The sequence below is a fragment of the Micromonospora sp. NPDC050980 genome (genome assembly GCF_040653835.1).
Lineage (GTDB): Bacteria > Actinomycetota > Actinomycetes > Mycobacteriales > Micromonosporaceae > Micromonospora.
This window is the reverse complement of sequence record NZ_JBFAGS010000019.1, coordinates 63,899-85,244: the sequence shown is the minus strand read 5'-3', so window position 1 is coordinate 85,244 and position 21,346 is coordinate 63,899. Positions and strand designations below refer to the sequence as shown.

Genomic DNA, 21,346 nt, shown 5'->3' with positions numbered 1-21,346 from the left:
CGTTGGGTGCATGTCCCGTCACGTATCCAGGTTCGGCGTCAACCCTGGAGCCGCTGCGCCCAGTAGACCTGGCCGTCGGGTCCCAAGTAGACCAACGCCAGCAGCAGGTCGGGCAGCGTCACCGGCGCGGTGGCGATCGGGAACTCGCGCTGCTGTCTGTCCAGGTGCGGGAAGAGCGCCACGAACGTCACCGGTGTGGCGGCGACGTCCCCGATCGCCAGCCGGCTTCCCACGCTCTGCCACTCGTGTTCGCTGATCCGCACGTCGCCCGCGCCGCGTAACCAGGGGTAGCGGTCGGCGATCCTGTTCTCCACCCCGGCGCTGCCCATGCCGACGCTTTCCTGCGGCGCGGACACCGCGAACACCGGCGGTTTGAGGTCGGTGCGCTTGTCGACGAGGAAGAGCGCGAAGTATCCGCCGTCCAACGGTGCCGATGGCGTCTGCCAGGACACCCGGCCCAGCACCAGTTGGTCACCGCCGGACGCCACCGGCGCCTGGTACGCCGAACCGAGCGCGGCCTGCGCCTCGTCGTAGGTGACGAACTCCAGCGACGAGCGGAGCTGGAGCGCCTCCGGCCCGTAGGGCGGGCGCTGGTGCCACCAACGCCACCCGCCGACCACCGCCACGGCCACCACCAACGCCACCGCTGCGGAAGCTGCCCGTCGCCACGTCACGACCGGAAGTGAACCACGCCGCCGCCCGTCCGGCGGGCCAGCCGGGTGATCGCCGCCACCGACCGGTCCACGTCGGCCTCGGTGGTGGTCGCGTTCGACACCGAGATCCGCATCAGCCGCCGCCCGCGCCACGTCGTGGCGCCCACCCAGCACGTCCCGTCGGCCTGCGTCGCGGCCACCACCCGGTCGGTGTCCGCGTCGTCGCCGAAGCCGACCAGCACCTGGTTGAGCACCACGTCGTTGACCACCTCGAACCCGGCCGCGGTCAGTCCGTCGGCGAACCGGCGGGCCAGCGCGCAGCAGCGTTCGACCAGCGCGGCGACGCCGTCGCGGCCCAGCTCCCGCAGCCCGGCCCAGGCCGCGAAGCCCCGGGCCCGGCGCGAGGACTCGGCGGTCAGGTCCGCGCCCGCCGGCGCGCCGCCGGAACCCACCAGGTACGCCGCGGCGTACGACATGGCCGCCGCGTGCACGTCCGGCCGGGCGCAGAACGCGAACGCGGTGTCGTACGGCAGGTTCAGCCACTTGTGCCCGTCGCAGGCCCACGAGTCGGCCGTCTCGATGCCGTCCACCAGGTGCCGGGTGGTCGGGGCGGCGGCGGCCCACAGCCCGAACGCGCCGTCCACGTGCACCCAGCCGCCGTGCCGGTGGACCAGGTCGCACGCCGTACGCAGCTCGTCGAACGCGCCGGTGTTCACGTTGCCGGCCTGGAGGCAAACGATGGTCGGTCCGGTGCCGGCGTCCCGCAGCGCCGCCGCCAGCGCGGCCGGGTCGACCGCGCCCTGCGGGCCGGCGGGCACCTCCCGCACCGCGTCGGTGCCGAGGCCGAGCAGCCGCAGCGACCGGTCCACCGTGGCGTGCCGTTCGGCGCCGGCGAACACGCGCACCGGCGGCGCGCCGAGCAACCCGCGCCGTTCCACGTCCCAGCCGGCGTCGGCGAGCACCTGGTGCCGGGCCGCGGCGAGCCCGGCCGTGTTGGCCGCCTGGCCGCCGGTGACGTAGCCGACCGACGCCGTCGCCGGGATGCCGAGCAGCTCCTTGAGCCAGGTGCCGGCGGCGGCTTCGGCGGCCATCGCGGCCGGCGAGCTGACCGCGTTGAACGCGACCTGGTCCCAGCCGGCGGCGAGCATGTCGGCGGCGGTGGCGGCCGGGGACGCGCCGCCCACCACGAAGCCGAAGTAGCGCGGGCCGGCGCTGGCGATCAGCCCCGGCTCGGCGGCGGCCACCAGCTCCGCGAGCACCTCTCCGGGCGGGGTGGGCGCGGCCGGCAGCGGGACGGCGAACGCCCGGTCCAGCGCGTCCTGGTCGACCGGCACGCCGACCGGCCGCTCGGCGAGTGTCCACCGGTAGTCGGCCGCGTGGTCGGCGGCCTGCCGGAACAGCTTCCGCAGCTCGTCCATCGCCGCACCATAGCCCGGCCGCGCCCCGGGGCCGAGTGCGCCCACGGTATCTGGTGGCGCTGGCCGCAGGAGCCGCCCGGGCCACGCCCGGGGTTGAGTCCACGGGTGTGGCCGCACGGCGGTCCGTGGACGACGACGTCACCCCGACTCCGCCTCCAGAGCGGCAGTGATCCGGTGCAGGTGCGCGGCGACCGGACCGGCGGTGAGCATCCCGCTGCCGGCGCCGGCCAGTTCGGGCGCGGCCGGCGCGAGCGCATCGCGGGCCCGGCGCATCGCGGCCGCGTCGTCGAGCGCCACGGCGGCCCGGCCGGTGAGCGTCCACGACGCCTCCAGCAGCAGGTCGCGCGGCGGTGGCGGGGTCCGGCGCAGCGCGGCGGCGGCGTCGGCACGCCGGTCGGCGGCGAGCAGCACGAGCGGGCGGGCCCAGGGCGCGTACGGGCCCCAGTCGGTGTGGTCGGGAAAGTCGGCGGGGAGGTCGTGCCACACCCGCAGGCAGAGCAGCGCCAGCGGGAGCAGGCCCCGCTCGACGCCGGGCATGCCGCAGCCGGCCATGCGCACGGCGGCGGCCCGGTAGGCGGCCTCCGCCTCCGGGTACGGCGCGCCGGCCGCCGCCGTGCGCATGGCCCGGTACCAGGTGGTGAACACGCCGGTGAGCGGGGACTCGTGGCGGGCGGCGAGCCGGTCCGCGGCGTCGGCGTGCGTGTCGGCGGCGGTGAAGTCGCCGAGCGCGCCGCGCGCCTGCATCCGGATCAGCCGGCCGAGGATCTCGACCGGGGCCAGGCCGTGCCGGGCGGCCAGCTCGACCAGCTCCGCGCCGATCGCGTCCCGCTCGGCGGCCAGCCCGGCGCGGCGGAACGTCTGCATGAACACGCCGTTGAGCGCCTGGGCCAGCAGCGCCGGGTCGGCCAGGCGTCGGGCGATCGCCGCGGCCTGCCGGGCCGCCTCCGGCCCGCGCGTCGACGGCAGGCCGCGGGACTCGACCGCGACGGTGGCGAGCAGCCGGGCCCGGGTCGCCTCCGGCGCGTCCGGGCCGAGGGCGGCCAGCGCCCGTTCCGCCGCCGCCACCACCCGGGCCGCCTGCTCCGGGTTGTCGGCGCGGGTCCAGATCGCCGGCACGTCGTAGCCGCCGATCACCCGCGCGGTGAGGTCCGCGTCGCCGAGCTGCTCGGCCGCCTCGATGGCGGCGACCCGCTGGTCGCGGGCCGCGGCCAGGCCGCCGGGCCCGGTCACCGCGAGGCTGCGCAGCAGCCCGACGGTGGACTCCAGCCGGGCCCGCGCACCGGGGACCACGCTGCGTTCGTACGCGGCGGCGGCCTCCGCCCACACCCGCGCCGGGCCGGTGGGCTCCGGGTCGGCCTGGCGCAGGAGGTCGGTCTCCAGCCGGTGCAGCCGCGGGCCGGGATCCAGGCCGAGCTGGTCACGCAGTCGCTCCCGGGCCCGGCGCAGCACGGCCAGCGCGTCGGCCTGTCGCCCGGCGCGGTAGAGGGCGAGCGCCAGCAGCCGCCAGCCGTCCTCCCGCCACGGGTGGTCCGCCACGTGCGCGTCCAGATCGGGTACGGCGTCGGCGGCCCGCCCGAGCGCGAGCAGCGCCTCGGCGCGCCGTTCCACCGCGGTCAGCCGCAACTGGTCGAGGCGGGCCCGTTCGGCGCGCGCCCACGACTGGTCGAGGCCGGCGTAACCGGGGCCGCGCCACAGGCCCGACGCCGTGTCGAGGCGGTCGAGCGCGGCGCGGGGGAGCGCCTCCGCGGCACCGGTGACCAGGTCGGCGAACCGCCAGGCGTCGACCCCGTCCGGTGCGGCGCGCAGCGCGTACCCCGGTCCGTCGGTGACCAGCAACCGGGCCGGCTCGCGCGGCGCACGCCGCGGTTCCAGGCGGCGGCGCAGCGCCGCCACGAACGTGCGGACCGCGCCCACCGCGCCGGCGGGCGGGTCGTCCCACAGGTCGTCGACGAGGTGGTCGACCGGCACCACCCGGCCCCGGGCGACGATCAGCCGGGCCAGCACGGCCCGGTGCCGGGGGCCCTTCAGGTCGACCGGTGCACCGGCGTCGTCCCAGGCCGTGACCGGACCGAGCACCCCGAAGCTGACCTGCACCGACCCCTCCTCGACCCAGGTCACCGTAGCGCGCTCATCGGTTGCTCATCCGGCGCCGGCACGCTTCACCGGTAGGACGAACGAGAGAGGCACCGGAATGAGCATCGGCATCGCAGGATTCGACTACCGGCGGGTCACCGTCGCCGACGGCGTGGCGTTGAACGTGGCGGTGGGCGGCGTCGGCCGCCCGGTCGTGCTGCTGCACGGCTTCCCGCAGACCCACCTGATGTGGCGGCACGTCGCCGCCGACCTGGCCGCAGACCACACCGTGATCTGCCCGGACCTGCGAGGGTACGGCGCCAGCGACAAGCCGCCCGCGCACGGCGAGGAAACGTACGCGAAGCGGACCATGGCCGCCGACGTGGTGGCGCTGGCGCGGGCGCTCGGGCACGAGCGGTTCGCGCTGGCCGGGCACGACCGGGGCGCGCTTGTCGCGGTGCGCGCCGGCCTGGACCACCCGGATGTGGTGACCCACCTGGCGTCGCTGGACGTGCTGCCCACCCTGGACATGTGGGACGTGCTGCACGGGGCGTCGGCGGCGGTGGCGTTCCACCTCTACCTGATGGCGCAGCCGCCCGGCCTGCCCGAGCGGATGATCTCCGCCAGCGCGGACGCGTTCTTCGGTCACTTCCTCGACGCCTGGGGCACCGGCCCGTCGGCCGTTCCGGCGGAGGTGCGCGCCGAGTACCTGCGGGCCTCCCGGGAGGCGGTCGACTCGATCGTCGCCGACTACCGGGCCTCGGCCGGGATCGACGTGGCCCACGACCGGGCGGACCGGGACGCGGGCCGGCGGCTGGCCATGCCGGTGACCGTGATCCAGCAGGACTGGGGTGCGGCGCTGGGATACGACGCGGCGGCGGTGTGGCGGGCCTGGGCGCCGGACCTGGAGCACCGCACCACCACCGCCGGGCACTTCATGGCCGAGGAGGCGCCGGCCGAGATCAGTGCGGCGCTGCGGGCGCTCCTGAAGCGGTAGCGTGCGCCTTCTACCGTACCTTGTACGGTAAGGCGACGACACCACGGAGGAGGCGACCCGGTGGAACACGCGATCATCACGCAAGGGCTGTGCAAGCGGTACGGGGACACGGCCGCGCTGGACGGCTTCGACCTGCGGGTGCCACCCGGCACGGTCTGCGGGCTGCTCGGCCCGAACGGCGCCGGCAAGACCACGGCCGTACGGATCCTGGCCACACTGCTGCGCTTCGACGCCGGCCGGGCCGTGGTGGCCGGCCTCGACGTCGCCCGCCAGGCCGAGCGGGTGCGCTACCGCATCGGCCTGGTCGGGCAGCGTCCGGCCGTCGACGAGGCGCTCAGCGGCCGGGAGAACCTGGTCATCTTCGGCCGCCTGTTCCACCTCGGCCGGGCCCCGGCCCGGCGGCGCGCCACCGAGCTGCTGGAGCGGTTCGGGCTCGCCGACGCCGGCGGCGCGCCGGTGCGGACGTACTCCGGCGGCATGCGCCGGCGCCTCGACCTGGCCGTCGGCATGATCCGCACGCCGTCGGTGCTCTTCCTCGACGAACCCACCACGGCACTGGACCCGCGCGGGCGCAACGAGGTGTGGGAGTCGGTCCGGGACCTGGTCCGGGCCGGCACCACCGTGCTGCTCACCACGCAGTACCTGGACGAGGCCGACCAGCTCGCCGACCGCATCTGCGTGCTCGACGCCGGTCGGGTCGTCGCCGAGGGCACCCCGGACGCGCTCAAGGCCCGCCTCGGCGGCGACCGGATCGACCTGGTCGTCCGCGACGCCGGTGACCTCGCCGCGGCCGCCGACCGGCTGCGCCGGGTGGCCACCGCCGACCCGGTCGTCGACCCGGACCGCCGCGCGGTCAGCGCCCAAGTCGACGACCGGGCCGGCGCGCTGACCGAGGTGCTGCGCGCGCTCGACGCCGACGGGGTGACCGTGGCGGACGTGGCGCTGCGCCGCCCCACCCTCGACGAGGTGTTCCTCCGGCTCACCGGCCGACCCGCCGAGCGGGTCGACGCCACCGTGAGGGTGCCCGCGTGAGCGCCGCCACCGTCGCCTCGCCGCCGGGCCGCCCGTCCCTGGCCGGTGACAGCCTCACCCTCACCTGTCGCGCACTCGCGCACTGGCGCCGGGAGCCCGGGCCGCTCGCCGGCGCGCTGGCCTTCGACATCCTGATCGTGCTGATGTTCGCCTACCTGTTCGGCGGCGCGCTCCAGGTGCCCGGCGGCGGCAGCTACCGGGAGTTCCTGATGCCCGGCATGTTCGCCATGACCATGCTCTTCGGCATCAGCCAGACCACCATGGCGGTCTCCGCCGACGCCGAACGCGGCGTCACCGACCGGCACCGGTCGATGCCGGTCTCCCGGCTGGCCCCGCTGCTCGGCCGGGCGCTGGCCGACATGCTGTTCGCGGTGGTGACGCTCGCGGTCATGCTGCTCGCCGGCCTGGCCGTGGGCTGGCGGGCCCACGGCGGCCCCGGCGACACGCTCGCCGCGCTCGGTCTGATCCTGCTGCTGCGCTTCGCGCTGACCTGGGTGGGCATCTACCTCGGCCTGGTGACCAACGGCGCCGGCGCGGTGACCGCCGTGCAGACGCTGGAGTTCCCGCTCGGCTTCCTGTCCAGCGCGTTCGTGGCGCCGTCGACCATGCCGGCCTGGCTCGGCGCGGTCGCCGAGTGGAACCCGCTGTCGGCGACCGTCGGCGCCACCAGGGAGCTGTTCGGCAACCCCGGCTGGGGTGGCGAGGGCTGGATCGCCGCGTACCACCCGTTGCTGGCCGTGCTCTGGCCGCTGGCGCTGGTCGCCGTGTTCGTGCCGCTGTCGCTGCGCCGCTACCGCGCGCTGGGCGGCTGAACCTCGCCGGCGGGGGCGGCCCCACCGCTCCCGCCGGCGAGCACGACCAACTGCCGGGTGGCCCGGGTCATCGCGACGTAACGGTCCACCGCTCCGGAGATCCCGCCGCCGAACGCCTCCGGCTCGACCAGCACCACCAGGTCGAACTCCAACCCCTTGGCCAGCTCCGGGGTCAGCGACCGAACCCGGGGCGACGCCGGGAACGCCGGTTCGCCGATGACGCACGCGATCCCCTCGGCGTGCTCGGCGAGCCAGCTCCGCACCACCTCGTCCAACTCGCCGCGGGCGCCGTGGCGCACCGGCAGGTCGCCGGTGCGGATGGACGTCGGCACGTTCGCGTCCGGCAGCACCGCCCGGATGACCGGCTCGGCTACCGCCATCACCTGCGCGGGCGTGCGGTAGTTGACGGTCAGCGACGCCACCGCGATCCGGTCGAACCCGACCCGCTCCAGCCGCTGCCGCCAGGACTCGGTGAACCCGCGCCGGGCCTGGGCCCGGTCGCCGACCACGGTGAAGCTGCGCGACGGGCAGCGCGACAGCAGCATCTGCCACTGCGCGTCGGTCAGCTCCTGCGCCTCGTCCACCACCACGTGCGCGAACGGCCCGGCCAGCAGGTCCGGGTCGGCGACCGTCAGCACGCTGTCGTCGACCAGGCTGGTCCGCATGTCCTCCCCGCGCAGCATGGTCATCAGCCCCTCGCCGTCGTCGTAGGCGTGCGACGCGATCAGCGCCTCCACCACCGTGTCCATCTGCTCCCGTTGCGCGGCGAGGGCCGCGGCGTCGCGGCGGCGCCGCCGCGACGCCTCCCGGTCGCCGACCCGCCGGCGGGCCGCGTCCAGCAGCGGCAGGTCGGCGGTCGTCCAGGCCCGGGCGTCGACACGGCGCAGCGTACGGAGCTCGTCGGCGTCCAGCCACGGGGCGCACCGGCGCAGGTAGGCCGGCACCGACCACAGGTCCGCGACCACGTCGGTCGGGTCGAGCAGCGGCCACGCCCGGCCGAACGCGGTGACCAGCTCCCGGTCGCCCGCCAGGGCCCGGCGGACCGCGTGTTCCGGCTCGTCGCCGTCGTAGCGTTCCACCAGAATGGCGAGCAGCTCCGCCCAGACCTCGTCGCGGGCCTCGTTGTGCGCCGCGCCCGGTCCGGCCGCCGCGAACGCCTCCGCCCAGTCGCCGGCGGTGACCCGCAGCTCGGCGTCCGGCAGGGCGACGGTCATCGCCGTCGCGGGCGGCTCCTCGTAGAACCGCACCGCCGCCTCGACCGCGCCGACCAGCTCCGCGGACGACTTCAGCCGGGCCACCTCCGGGTCCGGCTCGGCCGTCGCCGTCGCCCCCTCGGGTACGAGGTCACGCAGCGTGCAGATCTGCACCTCCTCCTCGCCGAGGTTGGGCAGGACGTCGGAGACGTAGCTCAGGTAGGGCTGGTGCGGGCCGACGAACAGCACCCCGCCGCGGCGCGCGCCCAGCCGCGGGTCGGCGTGCAGCAGGTACGCGGTGCGGTGCAGCGCGACGACCGTCTTGCCGGTGCCCGGACCGCCGTCGACCACGAGCGCGCCCCGTGAGCCGGCCCGGATGATCGCGTCCTGGTCGGCCTGGATGGTGCCGAGCACGTCGCGCATCCGGGCCGAGCGGGTGCCGCCCAGGCTGGCGATGAACGCGGACTGGTCGTCGAGGGCCGCGTGCCCGGCGAGCCGGTCGACGGTGAACACCTCGTCCCAGTAGTCGGTGATCCGGCCGTCGGTCCAGCGGTAGCGGCGGCGGCTGGCCAGGCCCATCGGGTTGCCGTGGGTGGCGCCGAAGAACGGCTCGGCGGCGGGGGACCGCCAGTCCAGCAGCAGCCGGCCGCCCGCGCCGTCGGTGAGCCCGAGCCGCCCCACGTACATCCCGGCGGCGCCGTCCGCGCCGACCATCCGCCCCAGACACAGGTCCAGGCCGTACCGGCGCAGGGTACGCAGCCGCGCGCTCAACCGGCGAACCTCCTGGTCCCGTTCGACGGCCTGCCGGCCCTTGCCGCCCGCGGCCCGGCGCTCGGCGTCGAGCCGGTCCGACAGCTCGGCGGTCGACCGGCGCAGGCTCTCCGCGATGAGCGCGAAGTGCCGCTCGTCATCGGCGATCAGGTCCGGGTCGGCTTTCGCCGCGAGACGCTCGGGGAGATCGAAAACGCTTGTGCTGGGCGGATTCACGGCTGGCTCCGATCTGCGGACACACGGGGGCCTCCGCTCTTCGCGGCTTTTTCCGGTGTTCGGGGAATGGGCTTCGGCCGGCAATTCTGCGGCACCACCCGGGGCTTGCCGCAAGACCGGGGGTGCGCTATATGTTTGTTATGGCGGGAGGTCCCGCCATCTTTTTGCGCTCGTCCCGTCGACCGGGTGTGGATTGCGCGGCCGGTAGGATGGCCGCACCATGCCGACCGACCGCAGGCGCAAGGCCGACCCCGCCCGCAGCCTGGCCATCTTGTGGCGTACCCGGGAGCCGGCGAGCCGCGGCGCCGGGCCCGGCCTGAGCGTCGACCGGATCGTGCGGACGGCCGTCGAGATCGCCGACGCCGAGGGCATCGACGCGCTCACCATGCGCCGGGTCGCCGAGGCGCTCGGCGTCGGCACCATGTCCGTCTACACCTACGTGCCGGGCAAGGCCGAACTGCTCGACGTCATGGTCGACACCGTCCTCGGCGACCTGCCCCGACCGGCCGACGTGCCGGGTGGCTGGCGCGGCCGGCTGGAGCGCATCGCCCGGGACAACCTGGCGCTCTACCGGGCCCACCCGTGGCTGCTGCGCGCCGAGACCGCCCGGCCGGTGCTCGGCCCCAACGTGCTCGCCAAGTACGACCACGAGCTGCACGCCGTCGCCGACATCGGGCTCGACGACGTGGAGATGGACGCCGTGCTCACCCTCGTGCTCGGGCACGCCAAGAGCGCGGCCCGCGCCGCCCTCGACGTGGTCGAGCTGGAGCGGGAGACCGGGATGACCGACGAGGCGTGGTGGCAGACGCACGCGCCCTGGCTGGAGAAGTTCATGACCGCCGGCAGCTATCCGCTCGCCGCCCGGGTCGGCACCGCCGCCGGCGTGGCGCACGGCGCGGCGTACGGGCCGGACCACGCGTTCGAGTTCGGCCTCCAGCGGGTGCTCGACGGCATCTCGGTGGTGGTCGCCGAGCGCACGGGCGGCTGACGCTTGGACGAATGGGCGCAGGTCGACCCCGCCCGCCACCCGTTCGACGCCGCCGCGGCGGCCGATGTCGTACGGCGGCTGGCGCCGCCGGTGCCGCCCGCCGCTGCGGTGCCGCGTCACGGCGACATCTCGACGATGCGGCCCGGGCCGCGTCCCGCGAGGCGGACCGGCTGGCCGTCGACTGGAACGCGGCCATGACCGAGGTCCTGATGGCCCACTACGGCACCTGGGCCTACGGCTGGCACTGGGGTCCGCGTTCGCTCTGGTACTACTTCTCGCAGATCGTCACCTCCGGGCCGGAGACCCTGGCCCGGGTCGCCGCGGCACTCGTGGACTGGCGACAGTGGCTGGAGGAGGTGGCCGAACGGTTCGACCGGCTGCTGCCGGCGCTGCGGGAGGCGGCGCTCGCCGGGCCGGACGAGGCCGTCGCGGCGTGGGAGGCGGCGTTCGCCGAACTGTTGACCGCCGGTTCGGCCTGGGCCGAGGATGCGGACGGCTGGTACGGGCCGTGTCATCGGCTGCTCGTCTGGCTGCTCACCGCCGCCGGGCTGCCGGCGGACCGGAGCGTGGCGCTCGTCGACGGGGCGTTGGCGCCGTGGTTGGCCCGCTGGACGTACCTGTCCGCCGGGGAGGTCGCCGACGTCGCCGAGCGCCTCGCCCGGCAGGTCGTCGGGCGGGAGCCCGGCGGACTCGCCGCCCCGGGCGAGAGCGGCGACGACTGGCCCGACACGTGGCCGCACGGCTGGCCGTCCTGGCGCGCGACGAACCGACCGCACCGCCCCTAACCCTCGCGGCCCTCCATCCCGCGATCTTGCACATTCGGTCCGCGGTACGCCGCAAATGCCCCTTGTGCCGGGGCGATAAGTGCAAGATCGCCGGGCGCCCGGCGCCCGGCGCCGGGCGGGGGCGGGGTCAGGGCGGGGCGGGGGTCAGGGCTGGGGGTGGGCGGCCCGGGCGTAGCGGTGGGCCAGGTGGGCGAAGGCGGTTCGCAGCTCAGGTGGGCCGACCACCTCGATGTCGGCGTCGTAGCGGCCGAGCACGGCGGCCAGACCCGGCCAGGACCAGGCGCCCAGCACCAGCCGGCAACGGTCTGGGCCGAGCTCCTCGACGATGCCGTCGCGGGTCCAGGCGGAGACCGTGCGGGCCGGCAGGTCGAGGATCACCTCGCCCCGGCACGGCCAGTCGCCGGGGCCGGTCGCCCCGGTGAACCGGCCGGCGACGAACGCGGCCACGTTCCCGCCGGGCAGCTCCCGGGGCGTGAACCGGGGGCCGGTGGGCGTACGCGGGCTGATCCGGTCGACGCGGAACGTGCGCCAGTCGGCGCGGTCCAGATCCCAGGCGACCAGGTACCAGCGCCCGCCCCAGGTGACCAGATGGTGCGGCTGCGTCCGGCGCGGCGGGGGCGCCTCGTCGGCCGGGGCGGCCGGCGGCGCGGCCGGATAGTCGAAGCGCAGTTCCTCCCGGGCGTGCACGGCGGCGCTGAGCGTCATCAGCAGGGCCGGCTCCACGCGGGGTTTGGTCGCGGCCCCGGCCCGTGGCGCGGCGACCACCCGCAGGGCGTCGACGCGGTGGCGCAGCCGCGCCGGCATCACCTGTCGCACCGTGGTCAACGCCCGCGCGGCGGCCTCCTCGATGCCGGTGACGGTGGTGGCGGCGGTCTGCAACGCCACGGTGAGCGCCACGGCCTGTTCGTCGTCGAAGAGCAGCGGCGGCAGCGCCGAGCCGGCGGCCAACCGGTAGCCCCCGTCCGGCCCCTTGGCGCTCGCGATCGGGTAGCCCAGCTCGCGCAGCCGGTCGACGTCGCGGCGCACCGTGCGCGGGCTGACCCCGAGCCGCTCGGCCAGCACCGCGCCCGGCCAGTCGCGGCGGGCCTGCAACAGGGACAGCAGGGCGAGCAGTCGCGCGGAGGCCGTCGGCATGGCACGCATTCTGCCGGCAGAAGCGGACACAAACTGACCGCTACGGCTGGGAGCGTGTGCCCGTACCGATCAGGACCGGAAGGAACCGATGACCATGACCGTCCCCACCGCTACCACCCTCGACGCCGAGCGTGCCGACCTGCTCGCCGCGCTCGCCGCGGCCCGCGCCGCGCTGACCGCCACGGTGCGCGACCTCACCGACGCCCAGGCCGGCGAGCGGCCCACCGCCAGCGCGCTCTGCCTGGGCGGTGTGCTCAAGCACGTGGCCTCCGGCGAGGAGGCCTGGCTGCGGTTCGTGGTCGAGGGCCCGGCGACGATGACGTTCACCCTGCCCGACGGCGTCACCTGGGCCGACATCATGGCCGGCACGGCGCGCGAGCTGCCACAGTGGTTGGTCGACCGGGAGCGGACCTTCCAGATGCTGCCCGAGGACACGCTGCCTGCCATCCTCGACCGGTACGCCCGGGTGGCCGCCCACACCGAGGAGATCGTGGCCGGCGTCGCCGACCTGTCGGCGGCGCAACCGGTGCCGGACGCACCCTGGCACGAGCCCGGCACGGTGATGAGCGTGCGCGCGGTGCTGATGCACATCCTCGCTGAGACCCGCCAGCACACCGGGCACGCGGAGATCCTGCGCGAGACGCTCGACCGGCGGACCACCACCTGACCGCGGCCGCCACCGGCGGGACGCACGGACCACCCGGCGCCCACCGCGACGTCCGTGCCGTCGGTGGGTGTCGGCGTCTCCTCAGGTGGCGCGCGAGCGTGTCGCCCGGCCCATCCGGGCCACCGCCTCGGTCAGCACGGCGGGCGAGGTGGCGAAGTTGAGGCGGACGAAGCCGACGCCGCCGGTGCCGAAGACGTGCCCGGAGCTGAGCGCCACCCGGGCGTCGTCGAGGAACATCCGGGCCGGGCCGGCCAGGTCGCTGGCCACGCCCGGCCGGTCACCCGGCGCCTCCGTGGGCACGCCGAGGCGGGTGCAGTCCAGCCAGGCGAGGTACGTGCCCTCGGGCGCGCGCCACGACACGTCGGGCAGGTGCTCGGCCAGCAGCGACCCGAGCAGCGCCCGGTTGGCGTCGAGGCCGTCGAGCAGCAGGTCCAGCCAGGGCCCGCCGGCGCGGAACGCGGCGGTGTGCGCGAGCACCCCGAGGTGGCTGGGGCCGTGGCCGACCTCCTCCGGCATCCGGGCCAGGTCGGCGGCGGCCGCCGGCCCGGCGACCGCCAGCGCCGCCTTCAGACCGGCGAGGTTCCACGCCTTCGACGCTGAGACCAGGGCGAACGCGTCGTCGGCGCCGGCGACGGTGAGGTACGGGGTGAACCGCGCGCCGGCCAGTGCCAGCGGGGCGTGGATCTCGTCGGAGACCACCCGCACACCGTGCCGCGCGGCCAGCTCGGCGACCGCCGCCAACTCGTCGCCGCGATGCACCACCCCGGTCGGGTTGTGCGGGTTGCAGAGCAGGAACGCCGGCCGGTCGCCGACCGCGCGCGCCTCGCGGAACGCCTCGTCCAGCGCGGCGAGGTCCAGCCGCAGGTCCGGCCCGAGCGGGGCCTCGACCACCCGCCGGTCGGCGTGCGTGACGAACGCGTAGAACGGCGGATAGACGGGGGGACAGACCACCACCGCGTCACCCGGACCGGTGACCAGCCGGAGCACCTCGACCACGCCCGTCATCACGTCGGGCACCAGCGTGCTGCGCGCGACCGGAAAGTCGGCCCAGCCCCAACGCTGCGCGGCGAACCCACCGAGCGCCTCCGCGTACCCCGTCCCGAACGCGTAGCCGGTGTCGCCCAGGTCGACCGCACGGCGCAGCGCGTCGGCCACCGGCGGCGCCAGCGGCACGTCCTGCTCCGCGACCCACAGCGGCAGCACGTCCGGCGGGTGCAGCCGCCACTTCACGCTGGTGCGCCGCCGGAGCTGGTCGAGCGTGAGCCGGGTGAGCGGATTGCGGTCGTCGGCGGAAACGCTCATGGGTTACACCGTAGGCGGCCCTACCATCGTCCGATGGCCCACCCGATCTACCCGCTGCGCACGCCCCGGCTGCGGTTGCGCCCGGTGCTGCCTGACGTTGGCCGCGGTGGACGGCTCGCGGGTGATCGGCGCGGTGGAGCTGGTCTGGCGCAGCCGGGCCGACCGCACCGCCGAACTGGGCTACGTCTTCCACCCCGACCACGGCGGTCGTGGCCTGGCCACCGAGGCGGCCGGGGCGGCGCTGGACTGGGGTTTCGGTGAGTTCGGGCTGCACCGGGTGACGGTTCGGTGCCACGCCGGCAACGAGGCGTCCGCGCGGCTGGCGACCCGGCTCGGTTTCCGGCAGGAGGCCCGGCACGTGCGCAGCTACCGGTTCCGCGGCGAGTGGGCCGACCAGCTCGTGTTCGCCGTGCTGGCCGAGGAGTGGCGGGCCCGGCCGGGCGGATCGCTCGATTCCCGGCGTGCCAGCCCGCACCCGTCGACCGGTTGACCGGGCCGCCCGCCCACGACCCTGACGTCCGGGTGCCCGTCGGCCGGGCAGGACCGGGTTCGCGGGGGTACGCCCCGCCGCTTGATCCACTCCACCTCGCCGGAGTGGCGTCATCCGCGCGCTCGGACACCGCCACGTCGCCGAGCTGGTGTCGATCAACGCCTCGATCGGACCCGGCGGGCCGTCACTCGGCGACGACCGGGTCGCCGACGCGGATCTCGCCGGTGGTCACCGGGATCAACCGGACGCCGAACCAGGTCTTCCCGTCCCGGCGTCGGTGCCGCGCCAACGTGCGGATCGGCTCCCTGCCCCGGGTCAGCGTGACCGGATCGATCAGCGTGAGCTGGCAGCGGTCGCAGCGTTCGGCGACCCGGAAGTCGACCGCGCCGACGCGCACCCGGGACCACCCGTCCTCGGCGAACGGCTCGGCCGGCCCGTCGAGCACGACGGTGGGGCGGAACCGCGCCATCGGCAGCGGGTCCGGCGTGGGCTCGCCCCGCTCCCGCGCGCCCTCGGTGATCCAGTCGCGCAGCCGGCGCAGCGACGGCAGCGTGGCGAGCAGCAGCGGGCCGGCGTCGGACAGGTTCAGCGGGTCGCCGGGCCGGCCGCCGTGCTCGATCGACACCGGCCGGCGTCGCGGGTCGTCCAGCCAGCCCAGCCGCACCGGCTGGCCCAGCCGGTCGGAGAGCCAGTCGTGCGCTTCGCCGGCGGCCAGGCGCAGCGTGTCCAGCCGGGACACGGCGGTGGGGGCCGGCGGGCCGGCCACGGGTTCGGCCACGGTCAACGACGCGCCGCGCCGGTCGGTGAGGGTGAGCGACCCGGTCCCGGGTGCGGCGGTCAGGCCGAGCATCGCCAGCGCGGTGCGGGCGGTCAGCGCCGCCCCGTCGGGCCGCAGGAGCACCCACCGGCGGTCGTGCCGCAACCCCCACGGCTCGACCGTGGCCCGGTCGACGTCCACCCCGGCGAGGGACTTCACCGGATGGACGTGCGTCGAGACCAGCCGCACGCTCAGCCGACCTTCGGGGTGGCCCGGTCGATGATCGCGGCCAGGTCGACCCCGCCGGGCAGCGTCCCGTACGCCTGGCCGTGGTCGCCGCCGAGCCGCGACGCGCAGAACGCGTCGGCGACCGCGGGGTGGCCGTGGCGCACCAGCAGCGCGCCCTGCAGCACCAGCGCGAGGCGTTCCACCACCCGCCGGGCCCGCAACTCCAGGTCGGTGTGGTCGGCCAGTTCGTCGCGCACCCGCCGGACCGCGGCGTCGAGACGCGGGTCCGCGCCCGTCGCGGCGGCCACCTCCGCCTCGTACGCGGCGAGCACCTGCGGCTCCCGGGTGAGCGCGCGCAGCACGTCCAGCGCGGCGACGTTGCCGGAGCCCTCCCAGATCGAGTTCAGCGGCGACTCGCGGAACAGCCGGGGCATGCCGGACTCCTCGACGTAGCCGTTGCCGCCCAGGCACTCCAGGGCCTCGGCGGCGTGCCCCGGCCACCGCTTGCAGACCCAGTACTTGCCGACCGCGAGGGCGAGGCGCTTGAACGCGGTCTCGCCGGCGTCGCCGCGCGCCGACCGGTCGGTCGCGCCGGCCAACCGCATCATCAGCACGGTGGCGGCCTCGGACTCCACCGCCAGGTCGGCCAGGACGTTGCGCATCAGCGGCTGGTCGGCCAGGTACCGGCCGAACGCCCGCCGGTGGGTGGCGTGGTGCACCGCCGTGGTGACCCCCTGACGCATGCCGGCCGCCGCACCGATCACGCAGTCCAGCCGGGTCAGGTTGACCATGTCGATGATGGTGCGTACGCCCCGGCCCTCGTCGCCGACGCGCCACGCCACCGCGTGCTCGTACTCGACCTCGGCGGAGGCGTTGGAACGGTTGCCGAGCTTGTCCTTCAGCCGCATCAGCCGCATCGGGTTGCGGGCGCCGTCGGGCAGGACCCGGGGGACCAGGAAACAGGTGAGGCCGCCGGGCGCCTGGGCGAGGGTGAGGAACAGGTCGCACATCGGCGCCGAGGTGAACCACTTGTGCCCGACCAGCCGGTAGCTGCCGTCCGGCTCGGGCCGGGCGACGGTGGTGTTGGCGCGCACGTCCGAGCCGCCCTGCTTCTCGGTCATCGACATGCCGGCCAGCAGGCCGCGCTTGCCGGTCGGCGGACGCAGCCCGAAGTCGTACTCGGTGCTGGTGAGCAGCGGCTCGTAGCGCGCGGCCAGCTCGGGGCTGTGCCGCAGCGCCGGCACCACTGCGTAGGTCATCGAGATCGGGCAGCCGTGCCCGGCGTCGGGCCGCCAGACGTGGAAGCCGGCGGCGCGGGCCACGTGCGCGCCGGGCCGGTCGTCGGCCCACGGCGCGGCGTGCAGGCCGTGCCCGACCGCGGTGCGCATCAACTCGTGCCAGGACGGGTGGAACTCCACCTCGTCGACGCGGTGGCCGTAGCGGTCGTGGGTGCGCAGCACCGGCGGGTGCTCGTTGGCCAGCCGGCCGTGCTCGGCGGCCGATTCGCCGCCGGCCAGCCGGCCCAGCTCGTGCAGGCCGGCGGCGGCCCAGCCGGCGCCCTCGCGGGCCAGGCCGTCGAGCAGCGCCGGATCGTCGGCGGTGTCGTGGCCGACCAGCGGGGGGACCTGGTTGACGACCTCGTGTGTGCTCACGGTGCGACTCCCAGCGCGCGGTGGAGGAAGGTGGTCAGGCCGGGGATGGTCCCGGGGCCGGCCACCCCGGCGGACAACGGACCGACCATGGCCTCGGCCAGCGCGCCGACCAGGGCGGTCGCGGCCAGCTCGGGGTCCTGCGGCGGCAGTTCCCCGCGGGCGACCCCCTCGGCGACGTGGCCGGCGAGCACCCGGGCGTAGGCCCGGCGGAAGACCAGCCGCTCGGCGTCGACGGCCGGGTCGACCGGCTCGGCGAGCAGGGCGTACGCCAGGCGCGGGGACTGCAATGCCCGGCCGCAGAACGTCTCGACCACCGCGGTGACCCGGTCGGCGACGCTCGTCTCGAGCGCGGCGGCGCGGGTGACCGCGTCGACCTCACGCTGCGAGGCGGCGCGGAACACCTCGGCGAACAGGTCGGCCTTGGTGGGGAAGTGACGGTAGACGGTGCCGGTGGCCAGCGCGGCGCGACCGGCCACGGACGCCACCGTGCAGCCGGCGTAGCCGTGCTCGGCCATCACGTCCAGCGCGGCGGCGACGATCCGGCGGCGGGAGGCGTCGAGGCGGGCCCTGACCCGTTCGGTGCTCCGGTAGACCACGCCAAGGATTGAACCACCGTTCACTTCTTGCGGCAAGGCCCGATCGGCACGTCAATTTGGCTCGATTCGTTTGACATCATCCCGCCCGGCGAGAAGACTCGCCGAAACTTTCTTTTGTTCGGAACGCGGCAGGGGGGCCAATGTCCAGGAACAAGCTCGGCGTGATCGGCGCGGCGCTCACCCTCGCGGTCGGCGTCCTGACCGGATGCAGCGGCGGCGACAGCGTCGATGTCGGCGACGGCGGCGGGAGCGCCGGGAGCGCCGGGGGCGCGGGGGGCGTCCTCAACGCCGCGATCGGCGGCGAACCGGACCAGCTCGACCCGCACAAGACCTCGGCCTACTACAGCTTCCAGGTGCTGGAGAACGTCTACGACACCCTGGTCGAGCCGGACGCCGACCTGAAAATGGTGCCGTCGCTGGCCACCAAGTGGACCACCAGTGACGACCAGCTCACCTGGACCTTCACCCTGCGCGACGGGGTGAAGTTCTCCGACGGGTCGCCGCTGACCTCGGAGGACGTCGTCTACTCCTACGAGCGGATCATCAAGCAGAAGCTGAACAACGCCTACAAGTTCGCCACCGTCAAGTCGGTGACCGGCCCCGACCCGGCGACCGTGGTGGTGACGCTGAGCGCGCCCACGCCGAACCTGCTGGCCAACCTGGGCGGCTTCAAGGGCGTGGCGATCGTCGAGAAGTCCAACGTGGAGTCCGGCAAGGTCAAGACCGCCCCGGTCGGCAGCGGCCCGTTCAAGGTCGCCGGCTACACCTCCGGCGACAGCATCAAACTGGTTCGCAACGACGCCTACTGGGGGGACAAGCCGAAACTGGACGGGGTCACCTTCACCTTCGTCAAGGACCCCACGGTGGCGTTGCAGAACCTGCGCAGCGGCCAGGTCCAGTGGACCGACAACCTGCCCCCGCAGCAGGTCAAGTCGTTGCAGGACGGTGACGACCCGGTGGTGAAGTCGGCACCCTCCACCGACTACTGGTACGTGGCGCTCAACGAGGCCCGCAAGCCGTTCGACAACCGCGAGGTCCGGCGCGCGATCGGCTACGCCCTGGACCGGGAGGCGATCACCAAGGCGGCCAAGTTCGGTCTCGCCACGGTCAACCAGACCGCCATCCCGCGCAACAGCGCGTTCTACTTCGACTACGCGCCCTATTCGCACGACCCGGCCAAGGCGAAGCAGATGCTCGACCAGGCCGGCGTCGCCAACCTCACCATGGACCTGATGGTCACCAGCGAATACCCGGAGACGGTCACCGCCGCCCAGGTCATCGCCGCGCAGCTCAAGGACGTCGGGATCACCGTGAAGATCCGTACGCTGGACTTCGCCCAGTGGCTCGACGAGCAGGGCAAGGGCAACTTCGACGGGTTCATGCTCGGCTGGCTGGGCAACGTCGACCCGGACGAGTTCTACTACGCCCAGCACCACAGCGGCGGCACGTTCAACTTCCACAAGTACGCCAACCCGGCGGTGGACAAGCTGCTCGACGCCGCCCGCACCGAGACCGACCAGGCGGCCCGCAAGCAGGCGTACGACCAGGCGGCGAAGCAGATCGTCGACGACGCCAGCTACCTCTACCTCTACAACCCGGACGTGGTGCAGGGCTGGTCGACGAAGGTCTCCGGCTACCAGGTCCGCAGCGACCGGGCGATCCGGTTCCGCTCGGTCGCCCTGGGCAAGTGACCCGTTTCGTCCTGCGGCGGGTCCTCCAGTCCGCAGTGGTGCTGCTCGGGGTGACCCTGGTGGTCTTCCTGCTGCTGCAACTGGTGCCCGGCGACCCGGTCCGGGTGGCGCTCGGCACCCGGTTCGACCCGCAGACGTACGAGGCGCTGCGTTCCCGCGCCGGCCTCGACCAGCCGCTGCCGGTGCAGTACGCCAGCTACCTCGGCCACGCGCTCACCGGCGACCTCGGGGTGAGCTTCCGCACCGGTCAGCCGGTCAGCCGGATCGTGCTGGAGCGGCTGCCCGCGACGCTGTCGCTGGCCGTCACCGCCGTGGTGTTCGCCCTGCTGGTCGCGTTCCCGCTGGGCATCGTGGCCGCGGTGCGCAGCGGCTCGGCGGTGGACCACGCGGCGCGCGTGTTCAGCCAGTTCGGCGTCTCGGTGCCCGACTTCTGGATGGGCATCATGGGGATCATCCTCTTCGCCGGCGTGCTGGGTTGGCTGCCGCCGTCGGGTTACGTGGCGCTGACCGACGACCCGGGCCGGTGGGCCTCGCACGTGGCCCTGCCGGCGGTGACCGTCGGCCTGGTCACCGCGTCCATCCTCACCAGGTTCATCCGTTCCTCGGTGCTGGAGGTGCTCTCCGCCGACTACGTGCGCACGGCCGAGGCGAAGGGGCTGCGCAACCGGGTGGTGATCCTGCGACACGTGCTGCGCAACGCCCTGATCCCGGTGGTCACCGTGGTCGCGGTGCAGTTGGCCAGCCTGCTCGGCGGCGTGATCGTGATCGAGGTGCTGTTCGCCTGGCCGGGCATCGGCCGGCTCACCTTCGACGCCGTCCAGGCCCGCGACTATCCCGTCCTGCAGGGTGCCGTGCTGCTCGTCGCCGCCCTGTTCCTGCTGGTCAATCTGCTGGTGGACATTCTCTACGCCCGCCTCGACCCGAGGATCACGGTCAAGTGAGCGCCCGATCCGAGAGCACCGGCCGGCGCGTCCTGGACGCGCTGCGCCGCGACCCGCTCGCGGTGGGCGGCACGCTCGTCCTGCTGCTGCTGATCGTGGTGGGCGTCGCCGGCCCGTGGCTCGCCCCGTCCGGCGTCAACGACGTCGACGTCGATCAGATGCTGCGACCGCCCAGCGGGGCCCACCTGTTCGGCACCGACGAGCTGGGGCGCGACGTGCTCAGCCGGGTGCTGGTCGCGGCCCGCGTCTCGCTGGAGGTCGGCGTGGTCAGCGTCGGCATCGCGCTGCTCGCCGGCGTGACGCTCGGGCTGCTCGCCGGCTACTACCGGGGCTGGCTGGACAGCGTGCTGATGCGCTGCATGGACGTGCTGTTCGCGTTTCCGGTGCTGCTGCTGGCGGTGGCCATCGTGGCGGTGCTCGGCCCCGGCCTGCTCACCGCGATGGTCGCGATCGGCGTGGTCTACACGCCCATCTTCGCCCGGATCACCCGGGCCGGCGTGCTGTCCGTACGCGAGCAGGTCTTCGTTCGGGCCGCCGTCTCCATCGGCGCGTCCGACCTGCGCATCATGCGCCGGCACGTGCTGCCCAACATCGCCGCGCCGCTGATCGTGCAGACGTCGCTCTCGCTGGCGTTCGCGATCCTCTCCGAGGCGGCGCTGTCCTTCCTCGGCCTCGGCATCCAACCGCCGGCGCCGGCTTGGGGACGGATGCTGTTCGACGGCCGCGGCTTCGTCACCGACGCCTGGTGGCTGGGCCTGTTCCCGGGCGCGGCGATCTTCCTCACCGTGCTCGCCTTCAACCTGGTCGGCGACGCGCTGCGCGACGTGCTCGACCCGCGCCAGCTCACCCTCAGCGAGGCCCGGAGGAGCACGGCATGAACGAGCGCACCGAGCGGAGCGAGGGCCGCGAGGGCGTGCCCGATCGGCCTGGCATGACTGAGCGCACCGAGC

The 21,346-nt window shown here is 74.9% G+C and carries 19 protein-coding genes; 10 read left to right on the top strand and 9 right to left on the bottom strand.

Annotated features, from left to right (window positions below):
* Positions 1-38 precede the first annotated feature (38 nt).
* The 3 genes from AB0H28_RS24215 to AB0H28_RS24205 all read right to left on the bottom strand — a co-directional run bounded on the left by AB0H28_RS24215 (position 39) and on the right by AB0H28_RS24205 (position 4,189).
* Entirely contained in the window at positions 39-674 is a 636-nt protein-coding gene (locus AB0H28_RS24215) for a hypothetical protein (RefSeq protein WP_358044325.1), read from the bottom strand.
* On the bottom strand, positions 671-2,071 hold the full coding sequence (locus AB0H28_RS24210; RefSeq protein WP_358044322.1) for a pyridoxal-dependent decarboxylase: 1,401 nt from the start codon (positions 2,069-2,071) through the stop codon (positions 671-673). The genes AB0H28_RS24215 and AB0H28_RS24210 overlap by 4 nt, the downstream gene beginning before the upstream one ends.
* A gap of 138 nt (positions 2,072-2,209) precedes the next feature.
* Entirely contained in the window at positions 2,210-4,189 is a 1,980-nt protein-coding gene (locus AB0H28_RS24205) for a BTAD domain-containing putative transcriptional regulator (protein ID WP_358044320.1), read from the bottom strand.
* 73 nt (positions 4,190-4,262) lie between these two features.
* Between AB0H28_RS24205 and AB0H28_RS24200 the strand changes: the two genes are divergently transcribed.
* The 3 genes from AB0H28_RS24200 to AB0H28_RS24190 are packed head-to-tail and all read left to right on the top strand — an operon-like array spanning position 4,263 to position 6,985.
* Positions 4,263-5,141, top strand: a complete 879-nt coding sequence (locus AB0H28_RS24200) for an alpha/beta hydrolase (protein WP_358044317.1) — start codon at positions 4,263-4,265, stop codon at positions 5,139-5,141.
* 60 nt (positions 5,142-5,201) lie between these two features.
* Positions 5,202-6,173, top strand: coding sequence for an ATP-binding cassette domain-containing protein (locus tag AB0H28_RS24195; protein WP_358044314.1), 972 nt, complete (start codon positions 5,202-5,204; stop codon positions 6,171-6,173).
* The gene (locus tag AB0H28_RS24190) at positions 6,170-6,985 is read left to right on the top strand and encodes an ABC transporter permease (RefSeq protein WP_358044312.1); all 816 of its coding nucleotides are present in this window, start codon (positions 6,170-6,172) and stop codon (positions 6,983-6,985) included. Before AB0H28_RS24195 ends, AB0H28_RS24190 begins: the two co-directional genes overlap by 4 nt.
* Here the strand turns inward: AB0H28_RS24190 and helR are convergent.
* Entirely contained in the window at positions 6,964-9,165 is a 2,202-nt protein-coding gene (gene helR, locus AB0H28_RS24185) for an RNA polymerase recycling motor ATPase HelR (RefSeq protein WP_358044309.1), read from the bottom strand. The genes AB0H28_RS24190 and helR overlap by 22 nt on opposite strands.
* Before the next feature lie 220 nt (positions 9,166-9,385).
* Here helR and AB0H28_RS24180 point away from each other — a divergent pair, with 220 nt between their 5' ends.
* Together AB0H28_RS24180 and AB0H28_RS24175 are read left to right on the top strand one after the other, a co-directional pair.
* A complete protein-coding gene (locus AB0H28_RS24180) occupies positions 9,386-10,153 on the top strand; it encodes a TetR/AcrR family transcriptional regulator (RefSeq protein ID WP_358044307.1) in 768 nt (255 codons plus the stop codon).
* A gap of 194 nt (positions 10,154-10,347) precedes the next feature.
* Complete coding sequence (locus AB0H28_RS24175; RefSeq protein WP_358044305.1) at positions 10,348-10,938, top strand: hypothetical protein; 591 nt, start codon at positions 10,348-10,350, stop codon at positions 10,936-10,938.
* A gap of 144 nt (positions 10,939-11,082) precedes the next feature.
* On the opposite strand, the gene AB0H28_RS24170 is transcribed toward AB0H28_RS24175, so the two are convergent.
* Positions 11,083-12,072 (bottom strand): WYL domain-containing protein, encoded by a 990-nt coding sequence (locus AB0H28_RS24170; RefSeq protein WP_358044303.1) that lies wholly within the window; start codon positions 12,070-12,072, stop codon positions 11,083-11,085.
* Between the two features lie 94 nt (positions 12,073-12,166).
* Here AB0H28_RS24170 and AB0H28_RS24165 point away from each other — a divergent pair, with 94 nt between their 5' ends.
* Positions 12,167-12,739 carry a DinB family protein gene (locus AB0H28_RS24165; protein ID WP_358044301.1) on the top strand — a complete coding sequence of 191 codons (573 nt, stop codon included), beginning with the start codon at positions 12,167-12,169 and terminating at the stop codon, positions 12,737-12,739.
* An 81-nt stretch (positions 12,740-12,820) separates the two neighbouring features.
* Here the strand turns inward: AB0H28_RS24165 and AB0H28_RS24160 are convergent, their stop codons facing one another.
* Entirely contained in the window at positions 12,821-14,041 is a 1,221-nt protein-coding gene (locus AB0H28_RS24160) for an aminotransferase class I/II-fold pyridoxal phosphate-dependent enzyme (protein WP_358044299.1), read from the bottom strand.
* Between the two features lie 106 nt (positions 14,042-14,147).
* Between AB0H28_RS24160 and AB0H28_RS24155 the strand changes: the two genes are divergently transcribed.
* The gene (locus AB0H28_RS24155; RefSeq protein ID WP_358044297.1) at positions 14,148-14,531 is read left to right on the top strand and encodes a GNAT family protein; all 384 of its coding nucleotides are present in this window, start codon (positions 14,148-14,150) and stop codon (positions 14,529-14,531) included.
* Positions 14,532-14,715: 184 nt separating this feature from the next.
* On the opposite strand, the gene AB0H28_RS24150 is transcribed toward AB0H28_RS24155, so the two are convergent.
* From AB0H28_RS24150 to AB0H28_RS24140, 3 genes are read right to left on the bottom strand one after another with little or no spacing between them, the layout of a single operon-like run.
* A complete protein-coding gene (locus tag AB0H28_RS24150; RefSeq protein WP_358044295.1) occupies positions 14,716-15,537 on the bottom strand; it encodes an MOSC N-terminal beta barrel domain-containing protein in 822 nt (273 codons plus the stop codon).
* Between the two features lie 2 nt (positions 15,538-15,539).
* Entirely contained in the window at positions 15,540-17,168 is a 1,629-nt protein-coding gene (locus AB0H28_RS24145; protein ID WP_358044293.1) for an acyl-CoA dehydrogenase family protein, read from the bottom strand.
* On the bottom strand, positions 17,165-17,764 hold the full coding sequence (locus AB0H28_RS24140; RefSeq protein ID WP_358044290.1) for a TetR/AcrR family transcriptional regulator: 600 nt from the start codon (positions 17,762-17,764) through the stop codon (positions 17,165-17,167). The genes AB0H28_RS24145 and AB0H28_RS24140 overlap by 4 nt, the downstream gene beginning before the upstream one ends.
* Before the next feature lie 140 nt (positions 17,765-17,904).
* Between AB0H28_RS24140 and AB0H28_RS24135 the strand changes: the two genes are divergently transcribed.
* Genes AB0H28_RS24135 through AB0H28_RS24125 form a run of 3 tightly spaced genes read left to right on the top strand, consistent with a single transcriptional unit; the run spans position 17,905 to position 21,274 of the window.
* Complete coding sequence (locus AB0H28_RS24135; RefSeq protein WP_358044287.1) at positions 17,905-19,455, top strand: ABC transporter substrate-binding protein; 1,551 nt, start codon at positions 17,905-17,907, stop codon at positions 19,453-19,455.
* Positions 19,452-20,396 carry an ABC transporter permease gene (locus AB0H28_RS24130; protein WP_358044284.1) on the top strand — a complete coding sequence of 315 codons (945 nt, stop codon included), beginning with the start codon at positions 19,452-19,454 and terminating at the stop codon, positions 20,394-20,396. The genes AB0H28_RS24135 and AB0H28_RS24130 overlap by 4 nt, the downstream gene beginning before the upstream one ends.
* Positions 20,393-21,274: an ABC transporter permease gene (locus AB0H28_RS24125; protein ID WP_358044281.1), complete on the top strand. Its 882-nt coding sequence runs from the start codon at positions 20,393-20,395 to the stop codon at positions 21,272-21,274. The genes AB0H28_RS24130 and AB0H28_RS24125 overlap by 4 nt, the downstream gene beginning before the upstream one ends.
* Positions 21,275-21,346 lie beyond the last annotated feature (72 nt).